Source organism: Haloarcula marismortui ATCC 43049, from assembly GCF_000011085.1.
GTDB classification, from domain to species: Archaea; Halobacteriota; Halobacteria; order Halobacteriales; family Haloarculaceae; genus Haloarcula; species Haloarcula marismortui.
Window position 1 is genome coordinate 94,821 of record NC_006397.1, and the last position, 14,550, is coordinate 109,370.

A 14,550-nucleotide genomic window follows, 5' to 3' on the forward strand; every position below is an offset into this window, starting at 1 on the left:
TCACCACTCTCAGTTTCCGCGTTGGTCAGCCCGCACAACTCGTAGACAACATCAGTGGCCAACTCGCCGGCCGACTCGGCCGTCTTCGTATAATTTGTCAGCCCGTCACCAATGCCGTCAACGGTTGGCAACCACAATGCCAGAAGCCGATTTCCCATCGGGTCCAGTTTCGGCAGCGTGAGATGTATACCGGTCAAGCACATATACTATATTCCGGGCTCGGGGCCTATGAGGCACAGGCGTGGGACTTTTAATCCCGAGACAGAGGGTTCGAATCCCTCCGAGCCCGCTCGCATCCGTTCGTCGATCACAACCGCTTCGGCTCACCAAATTGTCACAGTTCATCAGCAGTCAAACCCAGCACAATCGCAAGACACAAGCCGAATACAGGCATATTATTCATACTTCACTAGCCGGCTCTCAACAAATGACCCAGTGTACAAACTGCGATACGGAAGTCCCCATTCTTGAGGGGAGTTGTACCGACACATATGGTCGACTGTGTGAGGCGTGCAAAGAGATCGTCTCCAGACCAGGGCACCAGGCGAGCGATGGTAGCTCCTCATCATAGCCGCATTCACCATTGAACTGCTATATAGCATACCCACCCCCACACTCCGTTCAGAGACGCCTGTAGTGACTCGTGTTCGTTCAGAACGTCCGCTCGGTATACCGACGGCATCTTCTCTAGTGCCCACGCATCCAGTGCGTCAGTGTGGAACTGCCGTAAAAACGGCTCGATCTTGTTGAGACCGTCGGCCCGTCGATTCCCTCCTTTGATGCGACACTCGTCAGAGCGATGGAACCGAACGCCCCGCCACCGATAACGCGCTGGCAGGCCTTAGACAAACTCCAACAGGCCGGTGTGTCGGTGTTCGTCTCGATGTCACCACACATACCCGACGATGGGCGAAGATGACTTTCACGAGCTACTCAGCTACTTCAGAGCGCTTGGTGAGGTTGTGGTCTTCCACGAACCAATCAATCCCCGTGGCGCGAATTTCCAGCAGTGTCTCACTGCCGCCGAGCAAGCCGGCTACGACGACGTTGTCGAGGAACTCCAGCAGGTGCAGGACAGTCATCAGTACTGGGTTGAGTACGCCCTCGAACAGTTGAATACAGTCCAGCAGGTCGCAACGCGCTTCGACGGGCTCGACGTCCACTCTTGGCCAGACGATGAGTTGGTGCGCTCGACGAGCGGCCAACTTCGGTCGAAGCTCACGGCAATACAACAGGCCGTCTCACCGGAGTCGTTCTCCACACGTGCTACGGACGCCTCGCCTGAGCAGTCCGAGTTAGCCCGGGACGGGGAGTCCATAGACCATCTTATCTGACGTGTCTATCAGGCACCGCGTCAGGGTCCGGCAGGTCGACGTTACGGCCCTCGCCGGCACAAGCTGAGTATTAGTACGTGGCAGGACACGGTGTCGTGAAAAGCGCTAACCAATAAGGCCCCGGCAGAACCCAAAGCTGTTGGTTAGCTACCCACTCGGGTTTCTAACCGTCATTTGTTTCTCTCCTCGATCCCCTGGACCAACCGTTCAGGAAGTATACCTATCATCCGAACCGACGAGCAAGTTCGTAAGCGATGGTAACAGGGATACTGATAGCGAGCACTACGAATATGATTTCATCGACAGTCGGGCCAGACTGAGTTAGTGAACTGTAGAACACGAGAGCACCAGTGGCAAGAACGCCGATGACAGTTGCGACGTATTTTGGATTTGTCCACTGGGGAGGAGGGGCATTGGTAGTCACGTACTGACATTGGACTGTGGCTGTTCTAACTTTTCTGGAGTCCTATTGCCTTCGCACCTCCTATCGATAGATACGTAACCTGTACTGCCTGACCCGCACACGAGCCACTCACCCAGAGCCGACCGCTCTTCCTTGGCGTCGACGGCGAGGGTGCCGCGCATTACTGGGACAGCTACGAGTTCGCCGTGGCTGTTGTCGCCGCTGGTGGTGACGCTGAGGGGGTCGTGTTGGCGGAGACGCCCTTCGAGACGCTCGAAGAGTGGTGCGAATACACGCGTGGTGAGCGCGGCTGGGACGCTGGGCCGCACGTCGGTGGATCGCTTGTCGGCGATCTTATTCGAGGTGTTGGGGCATGAGCTGCACTGTGGAAGAACGGCGGCGGGTTCGTCGAGCCGCGCGGGCTATTCGTGACGAGGTGGCCACTGAGTCCGTCGATGTGCTTGCGCCGAGCGCGAGTCAGTACGGTGCCTGGACGCTTGACGCGGTGTTCGGGACTGTGAGGGTGTGTCACCGGAAGTGCTCAGGGAGTTGGCGCTCGCTGGGTTGACGCTCCAGCCGATGCCGTCGCAAGCCGAGTACCAGCACGTCGCGGCGACAGTATAGAGAGTAGACGTTAACCAACAACAGCTGATCGGTACCCGGACTGTTGGTTAGCCGAGAACCGATTAGCTTCTGTCCGGCGTTTGTTTTTCGCTATCTCACCAGAAATACCCGTTCAGTAAGCGTGCAAAGAATACAATTGAACCAGACGAACGCAAGCGAAGACACAACGGATATAAGAAATTGCACAGAAGATGGAATTGTTTACTCGGCTGACAAGCTAGGATAGTAAAAAAGCACTCCTTGTATATTTTAGAAAATCTGTAAAATGGGAATGAAATCAAAAAACCGATTCAGTGGTTGGGCGCTAATTATATTTGCAGTAGCAGTGCTTATTATCTCTGGCTTACTCATTGGTGCTCCCCCGGAGCCGACGAACAAGGCTTACACCACAGAGACGAATGAATCGCAAGTGTCTCCCGATGACGAGGTAGTCAGTTACAATGACCTTTCAGCAGCGGGCCAAGACGTGTTCGACCAAGCACTCCGTGCTGATGGGATTGCCACAGTGAATCAGTCACCGCCAGATTTCGACTATCCAGATGATACAATGGACTATACCTACGTCGAAAAAAGCGGGACGATATACACCATAGGCACTGGATCAAACCCATGCAGGATGTGTGCCTTCGTGGAGCCACTTGATATCGTGGTTGGGCTCGCGGGGGTCATCCTGTTACTGAGCGGTGTGTATCGCCTGATAAGCAGGGAAACTGACGCTACATAGAGCTGATTATCGGTAGAGGAAGAACGGAAGCGAGTGCACCGGGCAGCACTGGCGATTCAAGAGGAAGTGCCGACTGAGTCTGTGGACGTGCTTGCACCGAACGCGAGTCAGTACGATGCCTGGACGCTCGATGCTGTGCTTCGGGATGCTGAGGGTGTGCCACTGGAAGTGCTCAGAGAGTTAGCGCTGGCCGGGTTGACGCTGCAGCCGACGCCGTCCCAAGCTGAGTATCAGCACGTGGCGGCGACGGTGTAAAAGCCGCTAACCAACAATAGCTGCTCAGAACTCACGACTGTTGGTTAGTCGAGAAGCGATTGGTTGCTGCCCGGCGTTCGTTTGTCACGAGCTCAACAGAAATATCCGCTCAGTGAGTATGCGACTGGAACTCTCAATTGGGATGAGAACAGCAGCGACAGTCGTCCCGCTATTAAGGGGACTCGCTCGTCGAGTTTGTCTCGAGGTCACAGGCCATGAGCGTCGAAATGGTGCTTGCCGTGAGTTCTCCCGTATCGTCGACCTCCGCGCGCGTCGGGGATCGGTTACAATCGAAGTTTTCGGGCGTGACCTGTTCGGTGACGGTCGTCTCGGTTTCGAGCACACCTACCGATAGGGAGTACGTATCGGGCTCGCTGAGCGTAATCAGTACAGTGCCCTCAGGTTCGACCGTGTAGACGGCGTCGAAGTGCGCTGTCGAGTCCTTCTCGACGAGGATTCGCGTCGTCCACGTCTCCTCCGATGGGTTCCGGAGCATGAGCGTGTGGCTGCCTTTCCCCGTGTCTGCGGGAATCGGGTCGTCGCCGAGCGTTTCCGACGCAGATTCACGAGCAGCAACGTGGTCGCTCACGACGCCTTGGCACGCCATCCGCGTGGAAATACCCAGCGAGTCAAGTGTCCCGTCGTCCTGGACGCTGATCGTCGTCTTGGTCACGTTACAGGTGAACTGGCTGGGTTCGACGGTAATCTTTTCCGTCGCATCCAACTCGGGGACGGACACACGAGCGGTGTACGTGTCGAGATCAGTGAGCGACGCCACAATGCTCGCGTTCGGTTCGAGTTCCACCGATTCCTTGAACACGGCTTCGTCCGCCGTCGAAACCGTCACCGTCCCCTGATGAGACTCCGCCGTCGGATTCCCGAACGCGACGTGGTGGGGAGTTCTGAGACCGCGCTCATCGAGCGACTCAGCGCCGATGGTTCGCTCGACAGTTCCATCGGCGGCGACGTGTGTACGCTCGGTCTGTTGTTCAGTGTTGGTTTGCGTGTCCTCAGAGGTTGGCGTCTCGGAATCTGTCGGCGGTGAGTCACTCGATCCAGCTTGAGTGGTGCAACCGGCGACTGCGGTTGTGAGACCAATTCCTGTGCTTGCCAGAAACGTTCGCCGTTTCATACCCTACCATTGGAAGGGGGAAGTATCGCGCTATCCCAGATTCAAATACGTCTTTGAGTCCCGGCTACTCACTCACGCCGAGTGGGCGTGATTCCGTGCTGGCCGATACGTCCCCCAGTACCAAGCAACGAAGAACAACAGAATCAGGAAGATGCCAATTCCCAGCACGACTCCACCAGGCCCGGTCGCAAACGTTCCGAGCGTCTCCCACATGATTGGGTCGGGTTGCTGAACAGGGGACGCACCAGCCCGGGGCGATGATACTGGTATCGGTACTGACCGGCGTATATGGGCGAGTACACTGACGGCTCCGACGATACCCACTGAGCCGAAGACGCGACTCAACGCCGTCTTGAGCGACGGGCTTGTTCGTTCTGCCCCCGCGAAGAGAACGAGCGCGCTATTGGTCGGCGCGTACACGTCCATTTCGCGGCCCTGCTCGGAATACCACGTCTCGACGACCGCCACCAGGTCTGCGTCTTGGAGTCGGTCGAGATGATAGCTGATATTCTGTACCGAGGAATTGAGTTCAGTTGCGATCTCCGATGCTGTCGTTGGTTCCGCGTATATCTGGCTGAGAATGCGGCGTGCAGTTGTTGAGGAAACTGCTGAGATGATCTGTTCCGCTGATTCATCTTCGAAGTCAACGAGCCTCGGTTCCAAACTACGATCCGAAGCTGTTTGTGGGGTGGGTTTCAGGGGTAATAATGAGGACATTGTTGTCTGATTCGCTTGTAGGAGTATGTGATTGGGGAAGAGTCAAAGCAGTATTTGAGTCCAATTCTTGTCGAACTATGCTCCTCCGAGACGCTTTCGGAGTGGTGCGAATACACGCACTTGGAGCGCGGTTGGGAGACTGGTCCGAATGTCGGTGGGTCGCTCGTCGACGATCTTGTCCGAGGTGTTGAAGCGTGAGCTGCACCGTCGAGGAGCGCAAGCGTGTTCGGCGAGCTGCGCGGTCGATTCAGAAGGAAGTGCCGACTGAGTCCGTTGATGTGGTTGCACCGAGCGCGAATCCCCGCAACATTTCAACGTCGCGGGGGAGGACACACTCGATGCCCCCCATCATCGATGAAACCGTGTTCGGCGAACCCTCCAGAGGGCTTGCAGTGGTTTATCTCTGTGGCGCACTTCTGCTGGCCGGCCAGCAAGTGTACTACGTTATTGTAGAAGGGGCGACACCGTTCTATGCTGGACTGTTTCTGAGCACCGGGATGGCCCTCTCCGGCATTGCCGAGTCCCTGCCGAACCCTCGACGACGGGCAGCTGGCGTCTTGCGGGTCACAGCACTCGTCGTGCTGGTGAGCATGCTCGTAATTTTGTTTGTCACACCCGACCTCCTTATCAACTAAGAGCGGTGATCGATTCGAATTCACTGCTGCCGGCCGGGTGTGTTCTTGAAGAGGAACCGCCACGACCGCTGACGATTCCCGGGGAGATCTGCCGTATCAGTCACGCCGCTACTGACAGATTCTAAGCGAGTGATCGGGTTCGCCTATACATGAGTCCGCTATACTGAGTAGAGGAAGCCATGGCGGTACCCTCTTATGACCGACCACTCGAACTCACATATGATTGGGCTGGGGACGCTACTTATAATTCTCACAGTCTTTGTGGTGATGACTCTGACTCTCGGTCTGCTACTTCGGTTGCTGAAAGACGCTGACGGACTCTGAGCAGTCAATTAACTGGACTGACGAGGGTGTCATAGAACTCTTCTCACACCGTGATGATCGTGCTTCCCGGATTGTCTCCGCGTTCGTAATTGGTGATTGCGACGACCAGGCGAAGACACAGTGCGAGGAAGACCTGCGCTCGTGCGTGGGCGCGGCCTCGGGCGTGCGTTCGCCCGAGGCCGCAGTCCTTCACTGATTCGTTGGTTCGTTCCACTCCAGTGCGGCGATTGTACGTCTGGTTTAGTATCGATTGTTTCAGCTGTACATCCTCGCTGTGTTTCTCAATGCGGTCCTCGACCCTGTATTCGATATCTTTCGGGTCGTCAGCGTTTCTAGCATTGTACGGGGCGACTGGCACGACCCCTGCGGCCAGCAGGTGGTCGTGCCAGTCGAGGGTGTCGTAGGCGCTGTCACCGACCATCCAAATCGGCTTGGCGACGGCGAGCGCGTCACAGGTGACGCGCATCGCCGTCTCTTCTGGCGCTTGTTTGCTCTCGGTGAACTCCGCTGCAATCGGTATTTTTTGTCCGGTCGAAACAATCGTACAGCCGTAGCCGTAGTAGTACTCTTCATCGGTTGGATCGTAGCATTTCGACGCATCTTGGTCAGCGGGCATCGCCCTCACGTCGGTTGAATCGATGCAGTAGGTCAAGTCGAGCAGGCCGCGCCGGGCGGCCTGCTCGACGAGGTGGTCAAAGACTTCGTCGACGACGTGTTCGAGGTCAGTAAGGAACCGATCGACCGCGTCTCTTGACGGCGGTCGATCGAAGCCACAGCTCAGCCAGACAACCGTGTTCTGAAGCTCCCGCTCAGCAGGACGAATTCCGTAGATATCACGGTAATAGCAGTGGAGGAACCCACGCAGCATCTCTGGTGGTTTATGCTCTCGTGTTCGCCCCGTCTCCGCCGGGGCGAACACGTCGAACTCGCCAAGAAACTCGAAGGAGAGATGCTCAAACAACGCTAACGTCTCGGTCTCCGCGACATTGAAGAACGACTCTACCGAAGGCTCATTCTGCAGGGTCGCTGAGTCCATACCACCTCAGCATTCACCCTGCTCTTTGGTGTGGTAACTGTTCTATGACACCCTCGGACTGACTTGATCATTACAAGCAATTGACTCAGTGCCCGCTGTTTCTCGACGCCGTGCCGCGAGACACCGACGGCGTCCCAGCCGAGGTACTCCGGGAACTGACGCTGGCCGGCCTAACGCTCCGGCTGACGCCCTCGCAGGCCGAGCATCAACACGTCGTCGCGACAGCCTGACAGAACCGAATACTCCACTTTTTTATTAACATACTTCGGTTCCAGTTCTCCTATCCCTCATTCCGTCTGCGCTGACCGAACGCTTATGCCACTCATACAGCAACTAGAGGTATGGCCAGCTCGACGCGCGATGGAGAGCCCCACGAGGATGAGATTCGGATGTGGCGCGAGGGGGACTCGTGGATCATCACGGATGTCGAAACCGGCATCACCACGCAGGGCGAGACTCGTCAGGAGGCTCTGGAAATGCTTGACGACGCGGTCGCGGGCTACAAGGGCGAACGCGGCCACGAACCCACCGACGAAGAACTCCGAGAGCTGGGAGTTGACCCCGAAGACAATACCACCGGTAATGGCGATCTGCCCGACTTCATGCAGTAAATGGCCCGGGGCAAGTTCTCTGGTCGGGATGTCGTGAAGGTCTTGGTAAATGTCGGTGGCTTCGAGTGGCGTCGGACGACTGGCGATCACGCCCAACTCTACTACCAGCACCCAACCAACGAGAGCGACCGACGACACGTTACCGTTCCGCTACACGATGAACTCAAAACGGGAACGCTCCGAAGCATCGCCGACGATGCTGGCGCGAACGATTTTGCGGCGTTCTGTGAGTGGCTCGACCGCAATTCGTAGGCGAACCAACTCGTCACCGTCGGCTGCGAGTACCTCGAGTCGAAGCGCTGACGCGACACTTCGATAACGGGGTGTTTGACAGGCGATTCCTCTATCTTTCTGTCGAACTGTGTGACTGTTTTGCATGGGTCGGGATGGTTTCGAGACTACTCCTGACAGTTTGCGACCCCGTGCCGGGGCCTGCGGGGGGTCCCACAACGGCGCGAGTGCCTGAGTTGAACCGATAGAGCAATCATAGTCTGACGGCGCGGACTCACCCCTATTTTGTGACCCTCCACCGGGTGAGAGGCGTTCCAGAGAGAGCGTCTTGACCACCAGCTATGTCAGAGAAACACGCGATCCAGACCAAGTTGAAGGGCTACGTCGTCATGAGCCAGAGCGGGCCAGACAGCCTTGGCTTTGGCACGTACACACGCACCCATCCTTCATATCTGAAAGAGCGCGTTGAGGCACAGCAGTCTCCAGCAGCCGGCGGCGCGGGCAACGTCAAGCGAGCACGCCACATCGCTCGCGAGTACCGCGGCTGGGACCGACCAAGCGATGGCGGGCGAGACGTGATGTGCAGTGACTCATCCAACCATATGACCTGCAGAACCGACGAGTGCGACGCGCCGATCTTCGACGCCGAGCGCATCGCGTCTGTCGACGGAGAGTACGGGCCCTGCATGGCTGTCGGGCGTCACGCCAGCGTCTGTTCCAGTGGTCATCTCTCTGTCTGGGACGTCGCTGAGGCCTGAGTCCCCGTCGGTTCCGTACTCGCACTGGTGATTTTGTGTCCCCCCAATGGGGTGAGGGGGTTCCCGAACATGAGTACCGAACAGCAGTCCGTCGACGAGCAGCCTTCAGGCACCGAAGCCGACGACCGACCGGACATTCGTGCCCAGCACCGGCAGGCACAGGCCAGTGGCGAGGTTTTTGCGGGGCGTCCACGGGGTGAGAGGTAGATGTGCTGCCCCGACTGCCAGTAGGCCCCACAAGAGAGACTCAACCTCGACAGTTGAGAAACGGTTAACGAGGAGCATGCAAAAGTCGGGCTTGTGACTGACGATCTCGCGTATCCCTCTGTCGAACTCATCCTTGAGCTCCACGACCAGGTCGTGACAGAAGGCGACATCACGGAACCGGGGGTCCGGTCAGAGGACGCGATTGCATCCGCACTACAGTACGTTTCGGAGGGGTTCTTCGGGGAAGTACCTGAGACGATCCATCAAAAGGCGGTCCATCTGATGCGACTACTCGTTTCGGATCATCCGTTCGTCGACGGAAACAAGCGAACGGCACTCCGAACAGTGGTCGTTTTCTATATACTGAACCGATACACGTTTGAGTACGGTGATGAAATTCGAGCGCTCTTACACCGGTTTGCGACCGGCGAAACCACAGTCGACGTAGACACTGCAGTCATCTACTTCCGGGCATGTGCTCGCCGCAACTGATAAACCGATACACTGGATAATGATAGATAGAGAAATGGCGTCTAGCACCGATTCCTCGACGGCGATTGACGAGGAAGTCCGCCAGTTGTACGAGCGATATCAGGCGGCCGAAAGTGACGCCGAACGCCGTGAGATTGCGCTTGAAATGGGGAAGCTCGATGGACGTCGCCACGCAGATATCTACGCAGCGCTCGAAAACGAGTGAGAGGTCCTCCGTTCTACGGTTGCCCGTCCAGCGGAGTTTGTAGATAGGCTGTTCGGTCGCCTCTTCCAGACGATTCTGTTTGCTTGTAGTAACGTGGAGAATGTCGACGCGCATGTCCGGGTCGCGTGCGGTTGGCGACAAGAGCAGTGGTTCCGGATTTCGGGGCAATTTGTTGCACGCTGATCACATCTGGTACCCGATGGTATGAGGGGAGTACAAGAGCTGCATGAAAACTAGGTGTCAGGCCCCGCAGAAATCACTGATTGCGAACCTCCCCACGCTGCCGCTCGCACTCCGCACGCTCCAGTGTCCACTCGTACGCACTCTCGAGCGTTGATCAACCAGGCCACACCAGAACCCGTTCGGTCGCTGCGACGGGTGCAGCCAGCCGCTGATCCCGAACCGTGACCACGTAGCCGTGCTCGACGAATACCTGCTCGCACGTTGTCGGCGATCGCCTGAGTGGCCTGTTGCCAAGTTTCTCAACTACTATAACCGATCAACCGTGACCCCGCGCCGCAACTCTGCTAGCTGGCACGAATTCAAACACTCAGTGAAACAAGCGTGAAATAAATGCATCCGATTGCAAAGTTATGCTGTTATTCTTCGTGAGACTGTGGCCAGCAGTGTCTGATATTACCTCCAAAACTACCGCTCTGGATGTATAAATCCTCATATTCCAAGTTGGTTATACGTGTGTGAGTATTATACTTGAAAATACCATGTCGGTACCGTGGGCCACTCCGGCTGGCATTGCATACATTGGACTATTTTTTCTTACCGGGGTCGGTTGCATGGTGTCTCTGCCCCGGGCATGGACGGTCGCTGATATTGAGGTCCGGTATGGTTTAGTCGGATTACTCAGTTTAACTGGCCTCTGGGCATTGTTCAAAACAGCCTTTTTTATCGCCCCTCTCTCATTGCAGTCGGCAATCTATATTATCGGGCTTATCTCAGGGTTTGGAGCCGTCTGGGCATGGTTGTACTTCGCTTCCGCTTACACTGGCCGGTCACTCCACAAAAATTCGACACTCCGCCGACTCGGTGGCGTTGCCTTCCTTATTATCACGGTACTAAAACTCACAAACCCAGTTCATAAACAGTACTTTACAACCACCGAAATGACGACTCCGTTCCGGTATTTAGCGATCGAACACGGACTCGTTCATTGGGTGTCGACAAGTCTTTCGTACGTTCTCGCAACTATTGGTTTGTTTATGATTTTCGAACTGTATGTTGAGTCAGGGTACGATACAACGCCACTTGGTGTGCTGACAGCCCTGCTGGCTTTGCCTGTTACAATAGACCTCATTGCCATAGCAACGCCACAGTTAATTGAATTCATTTATGCCCCAGTTGGGGTTGCAATCTTTGCCGTTGGTACCTTGTTTATTGTTGGCGATCAGTTCCTTGCGGTTCGGACTACGGCCCAGGGTGATGCAGCTACAATAGTACTGGACGAGACAGAGCGGATTCAAGCATATTCACCCCCTGCTGCGGATATTTTCCCGGAACTCGATGGAGCAACAGGCACACCTCTCGACGATGCGCTTCCAGCAGTTGCAGCCACCGAGGACAAGGACGCTGATCAGGTCATCGAACGCGACGGCAGCGATGGACCGCGCTACTATCTCATTTCTCCTAGGTCGATGACGATGGGAGACTCAACAGTTCGAGTTCTCGCGCTTTCGGATGTCACAGAATCCGAACGCCAGCGCCACAACCTGATCCAGCGGAAGCGTGAACTCGATAAACAGAACGAGCTCTATCGAGCGATCATCTCTGCGAGCTTCGCCTTTGTCTTTCAGATTGATACAGAGGCTCGGTTCAGTTTTGTTTCGCCGTCTGTCGAAGACTTCACGGGGTACAGACCCGATATGCTCAATGGCGAACCAATCTCGATACTTGGGTCTGACGAGCAAGCAATCAAAGAGGCACGCGACTATCTTGCCCGCGTACTCAACGATGGTGAAGCTATTCAGGTCCGTGGCCACCCAATTGAAACTCGATCCGGTAACACGGTCTACGGAGATATTCGGGCAGAGCCAATTTACGAGCCCAGCGTTGCGTCAAGCGCACGGACTACAGAGAATATTATCGGTGCCCAGGTGATGGTGCGGGATGCAAGTGAGCGCCGTCAGCGTGAGGGGCTAATCAGCGTTATCAACCGCGTTCTGCGTCATAACGTGCGTAACAAGCTCACTGTGATTAACGGACATGCCAAAATGCTGGCAGCTGATCTTGACGGAGATAGCGCTTCGAAGGCAGACCGTATTCTTAATGCTGGTAATCACCTTCTGAATCTGAGCGAGTCTGCCCGCCGTATCGAATCCCATCGTGAACTGTCCCCAAAGTTAGAACCGCTTGATATTGTACCGGTTATTAGCGAGCTGCTCACCCAACTCAATGAAGAGTACTCTGGGGCGTCAGTGGCAACGGACATTCCAGAGACTGCCATTGCGGAAACACAACCGCGGATCGAAACTGCGCTATGGGAAATTCTTGACAACGCTGCGCAGCACACAGGTTCGGAGCCGACGATTGACATCGATGTCACTGTAACTGACAAACAGGTTCTGATCAGGATCCGCGACTATGGACCAGGGCTCCCAGAGACCGAGCAAAAGGTACTAGCGACTGGGGAAGAGGATCCGCTCGTCCATGGTCAAGGACTCGGACTATTCTTAGCTCATTGGATCATTACAAATCTAGATGGCGAAGTTTCTGTAGCCACGACTCGGGGGACTTCCGTTGATATCCGACTCCCGACACCGCCAGAGACAGTAACCCCTGAGACTCAACCACAGAACTAGTTTTCTTGTTTTCATTTACTTGTAGAATTTCATAAAGTTGTAACAGTTGTTCCGGATTTTGGGGTAATTTGTTGCACGTCGATCACACCCGGTACCCGGTGCAATAAGGGGTTACGGGGACTGCACGAGAGTCGGATGTCAGGCCCCGCGGAAATCACTGATTGTGAGCCTCTACACGCCGCCACTCATACGCCGCCCGCTATAGTACCCACTCGCACACATTCCCGGGCGTCGGCCAACCACGCCACACCAGAACCTGTTCGGTCGCTGCGACGGGTGCCGCCTGAGCGGCGGCCCCGGAAATTTATCCATCTGTGGGTACACTGTACATACATGACGACCCGCGTCAATTTCCGATTACCCGACGAACTTCTGGACAAAGCGGATGTCGCGGCCGCAGCGACGCACAAAAACCGGACAGAGATCGTCGTTGCGGCGCTGCAGGAGTACTTAGATGAGATGGAGGATCAAGAGACGTTCAAGGAAACTGTGGTCGACCTCTATCTCGATGGTGAGATTGGCTTTGACGCGCTGAAAGAGGTCATCGGGCGGCAAGACGCCGAATCCGTCCGGGCGTCCAAGACCCTTCTTGACCAAGGCGACGAGATGGCCGACGATCTCGCGCAACTGTGAGCGCTGCATGATTGTCGCGGATACAGCTGCACTCATCTCACTCGCGTCGGTCGACCTGCTTGATACGTTGCTCACCGAATTCGAGGTCGCTACCACGGAGACAGTTATCGACGAACTCGATGCAACCAGTGCCTATGACGATACCCACGGCCACGCCGCACAGACTGTCCTCGACAATACAGCGCAAATCACTGTTAGACACGTTGACGGCACGCTTGCCTCATCCCGGATTGACGAGGGCGAAGGGAGTTGTGCGCTCCTGTGCAACGACCTCGACGCAGCGTTCTTGATTACTGATGATCTTCGTGCCCTGCCCGAGCTCCAGACCGCTGTCGACGCACAGGTCGCGATTTCACCCATCGTGCTCAAAGCACTGGTAACCCGGCAGGTTCTCGATAGACAGACTGCTCTGGAGAAGCTTGACCAGCTCGCCGAACAGCGGTCCTGGCTTGGACAGCCGATCTATCGGCGGGCACAGAAGTTGTTTGGAGAATAGCGGGTCCGGACGGGAAGCCATCTTGTTGCAACTACTCGGGCCAAATGGCCGGTCTATGACTTCGTAGCCCTACTCGCACGCCCATCCCTTCTCATCGGCAGTGATCATCTATGTGGCCTGTCGTCGAATCTCTCGATCACTCTAGCCCACTATCACAGAAGTGGCAGATACGGACATTTGGTTTCGTTAGTGTCCAGACCGACGGTGGCCCATTCACGTATATCCAGTACTGTCAGTGAGTATCTGTACGGTTTGTGCCAGAAGCCCCAGCACCACACAGAGGACCATCGCCACTGCTGTCAGCACGATAATCCCAAGGAGGGCACCACCAAGCGGTGGAAGCAGTTGATCGAGGGACAGAGTCGCCGGGAGGAAACGTAGCATCGTCCAGAAAATTAGAACCACTGAGGCCACGGCCCCAGCACCGGCACCAGCGCATAGCAAACGCCGTGCCCACGTTCCAGACTGTCCCCAGTGCGTATGTGCGGCCAACAGCCCACCGCTTCCAAGGCCCAGTAGTCCGACAATCAAAAACACGCCAAAAAAGAGCCCAGCTACGCTTGTTCCCCCGGTGGCTGGCTGTTCATACGTTACAATCGTACCGATAGTCGCTATGAGTGAGCAGAGGGACCCGCCAATAGTTCCAACAGCTAACCGACGCGGGGATACTGAATAGGGCATGCTAGCAACACTTCTGTCGGAAATTAAAACTATTCTGGACTGGCGGAGCAGCGGTAACGCCTGCTTCTACCGATTTTGACACCGACCATCACGTTCGGCACCGGTATGGTAGTCTGACCGTTTGATTCCTTGCTTGGGCGGCACTCTGACCGGTGTGGCTGAGATGTAATAATGATAGCGTGTACTTCCGGGAGATTCACTACCCAACACTCGGTGGAGAAAACGGTCCAACGTTGGTT

Annotated in this window: 15 protein-coding genes, 1 tRNA gene and 3 pseudogenes; 16 read left to right on the forward strand and 3 right to left on the reverse strand. The window is 55.9% G+C overall.

Annotated elements, in window-relative coordinates:
* Positions 1-215 precede the first annotated feature (215 nt).
* The 6 genes and pseudogenes from RR_RS20255 (at position 216) to RR_RS20270 (ending at position 3,340) form a co-directional block, all read left to right on the forward strand.
* A tRNA-Lys gene (locus tag RR_RS20255) sits at positions 216-289 on the forward strand.
* A gap of 534 nt (positions 290-823) precedes the next feature.
* Positions 824-1,334: pseudogene (locus RR_RS20260) on the forward strand (radical SAM domain-containing protein).
* A gap of 519 nt (positions 1,335-1,853) precedes the next feature.
* Positions 1,854-2,114 (forward strand): annotated as a pseudogene (locus RR_RS22630) (hypothetical protein); the annotation flags it as partial.
* Positions 2,111-2,361, forward strand: a pseudogene (locus RR_RS21655) (hypothetical protein). The pseudogenes RR_RS22630 and RR_RS21655, both read left to right, overlap by 4 nt.
* 271 nt (positions 2,362-2,632) lie before the next feature.
* Entirely contained in the window at positions 2,633-3,085 is a 453-nt protein-coding gene (locus tag RR_RS20265) for a hypothetical protein (protein WP_232508585.1), read from the forward strand.
* Positions 3,086-3,118: 33 nt separating this feature from the next.
* On the forward strand, positions 3,119-3,340 hold the full coding sequence (locus tag RR_RS20270) for a hypothetical protein (RefSeq protein WP_049939210.1): 222 nt from the start codon (positions 3,119-3,121) through the stop codon (positions 3,338-3,340).
* 172 nt (positions 3,341-3,512) lie between these two features.
* Here the strand turns inward: RR_RS20270 and RR_RS20275 are convergent, their stop codons facing one another.
* Together RR_RS20275 and RR_RS20280 are read right to left on the reverse strand one after the other, a co-directional pair.
* A complete protein-coding gene (locus tag RR_RS20275) occupies positions 3,513-4,472 on the reverse strand; it encodes a hypothetical protein (protein WP_011225009.1) in 960 nt (319 codons plus the stop codon).
* A 72-nt stretch (positions 4,473-4,544) separates the two neighbouring features.
* The gene (locus tag RR_RS20280) at positions 4,545-5,189 is read right to left on the reverse strand and encodes an ArsR/SmtB family transcription factor (protein WP_011225008.1); all 645 of its coding nucleotides are present in this window, start codon (positions 5,187-5,189) and stop codon (positions 4,545-4,547) included.
* A gap of 338 nt (positions 5,190-5,527) precedes the next feature.
* On the opposite strand from RR_RS20280, the gene RR_RS20285 reads away from it, so the two are divergent.
* Positions 5,528-5,824, forward strand: coding sequence for a hypothetical protein (locus tag RR_RS20285; RefSeq protein ID WP_011225007.1), 297 nt, complete (start codon positions 5,528-5,530; stop codon positions 5,822-5,824).
* A gap of 367 nt (positions 5,825-6,191) precedes the next feature.
* Here the strand turns inward: RR_RS20285 and RR_RS20290 are convergent, their stop codons facing one another.
* Complete coding sequence (locus RR_RS20290; protein WP_011222280.1) at positions 6,192-7,184, reverse strand: IS5-like element ISHma6 family transposase; 993 nt, start codon at positions 7,182-7,184, stop codon at positions 6,192-6,194.
* 341 nt (positions 7,185-7,525) lie between these two features.
* Here RR_RS20290 and RR_RS20295 point away from each other — a divergent pair, with 341 nt between their 5' ends.
* The 9 genes from RR_RS20295 (at position 7,526) to RR_RS20325 (ending at position 13,630) form a co-directional block, all read left to right on the forward strand.
* Positions 7,526-7,795, forward strand: a complete 270-nt coding sequence (locus RR_RS20295) for a type II toxin-antitoxin system HicB family antitoxin (RefSeq protein ID WP_008313657.1) — start codon at positions 7,526-7,528, stop codon at positions 7,793-7,795.
* Entirely contained in the window at positions 7,796-8,047 is a 252-nt protein-coding gene (locus RR_RS20300; RefSeq protein WP_011225005.1) for a type II toxin-antitoxin system HicA family toxin, read from the forward strand.
* A gap of 320 nt (positions 8,048-8,367) precedes the next feature.
* Positions 8,368-8,784, forward strand: a complete 417-nt coding sequence (locus RR_RS22860) for a hypothetical protein (RefSeq protein WP_011225004.1) — start codon at positions 8,368-8,370, stop codon at positions 8,782-8,784.
* Positions 8,785-8,853: 69 nt separating this feature from the next.
* Positions 8,854-8,991 carry a hypothetical protein gene (locus tag RR_RS22635; protein WP_011225003.1) on the forward strand — a complete coding sequence of 46 codons (138 nt, stop codon included), beginning with the start codon at positions 8,854-8,856 and terminating at the stop codon, positions 8,989-8,991.
* A 93-nt stretch (positions 8,992-9,084) separates the two neighbouring features.
* On the forward strand, positions 9,085-9,483 hold the full coding sequence (locus RR_RS20310; RefSeq protein ID WP_049939212.1) for a type II toxin-antitoxin system death-on-curing family toxin: 399 nt from the start codon (positions 9,085-9,087) through the stop codon (positions 9,481-9,483).
* 19 nt (positions 9,484-9,502) lie between these two features.
* The gene (locus tag RR_RS22125; RefSeq protein WP_137440597.1) at positions 9,503-9,688 is read left to right on the forward strand and encodes a hypothetical protein; all 186 of its coding nucleotides are present in this window, start codon (positions 9,503-9,505) and stop codon (positions 9,686-9,688) included.
* A gap of 698 nt (positions 9,689-10,386) precedes the next feature.
* A complete protein-coding gene (locus tag RR_RS20315) occupies positions 10,387-12,501 on the forward strand; it encodes an ATP-binding protein (RefSeq protein ID WP_229380468.1) in 2,115 nt (704 codons plus the stop codon).
* Between the two features lie 333 nt (positions 12,502-12,834).
* On the forward strand, positions 12,835-13,134 hold the full coding sequence (locus RR_RS20320) for a ribbon-helix-helix protein, CopG family (protein WP_049939213.1): 300 nt from the start codon (positions 12,835-12,837) through the stop codon (positions 13,132-13,134).
* A gap of 7 nt (positions 13,135-13,141) precedes the next feature.
* Complete coding sequence (locus RR_RS20325; RefSeq protein ID WP_011224998.1) at positions 13,142-13,630, forward strand: hypothetical protein; 489 nt, start codon at positions 13,142-13,144, stop codon at positions 13,628-13,630.
* The last annotated feature ends 920 nt before the right edge of the window (positions 13,631-14,550 follow it).

Excerpts from the sequence above, each read along its gene's own strand:
- RR_RS20265 (WP_232508585.1), top strand. The coding sequence starts at position 2,633 with ATGAAATCAAAAAACCGATTCAGTGGTTGGGCGCTAATTATATTTGCA.
- RR_RS22125 (WP_137440597.1), top strand. The coding sequence starts at position 9,503 with ATGATAGATAGAGAAATGGCGTCTAGCACCGATTCCTCGACGGCGATT.
- RR_RS20320 (WP_049939213.1), top strand. The coding sequence starts at position 12,835 with ATGACGACCCGCGTCAATTTCCGATTACCCGACGAACTTCTGGACAAA.
- RR_RS20275 (WP_011225009.1), bottom strand. The coding sequence starts at position 4,472 with ATGAAACGGCGAACGTTTCTGGCAAGCACAGGAATTGGTCTCACAACC.
- RR_RS22635 (WP_011225003.1), top strand. The coding sequence starts at position 8,854 with ATGAGTACCGAACAGCAGTCCGTCGACGAGCAGCCTTCAGGCACCGAA.
- RR_RS20300 (WP_011225005.1), top strand. The coding sequence starts at position 7,796 with ATGGCCCGGGGCAAGTTCTCTGGTCGGGATGTCGTGAAGGTCTTGGTA.
- RR_RS20285 (WP_011225007.1), top strand. The coding sequence starts at position 5,528 with ATGCCCCCCATCATCGATGAAACCGTGTTCGGCGAACCCTCCAGAGGG.
- RR_RS20295 (WP_008313657.1), top strand. The coding sequence starts at position 7,526 with ATGGCCAGCTCGACGCGCGATGGAGAGCCCCACGAGGATGAGATTCGG.
- RR_RS20325 (WP_011224998.1), top strand. The coding sequence starts at position 13,142 with ATGATTGTCGCGGATACAGCTGCACTCATCTCACTCGCGTCGGTCGAC.
- RR_RS20280 (WP_011225008.1), bottom strand. The coding sequence starts at position 5,189 with ATGTCCTCATTATTACCCCTGAAACCCACCCCACAAACAGCTTCGGAT.
- RR_RS22860 (WP_011225004.1), top strand. The coding sequence starts at position 8,368 with ATGTCAGAGAAACACGCGATCCAGACCAAGTTGAAGGGCTACGTCGTC.
- RR_RS20290 (WP_011222280.1), bottom strand. The coding sequence starts at position 7,184 with ATGGACTCAGCGACCCTGCAGAATGAGCCTTCGGTAGAGTCGTTCTTC.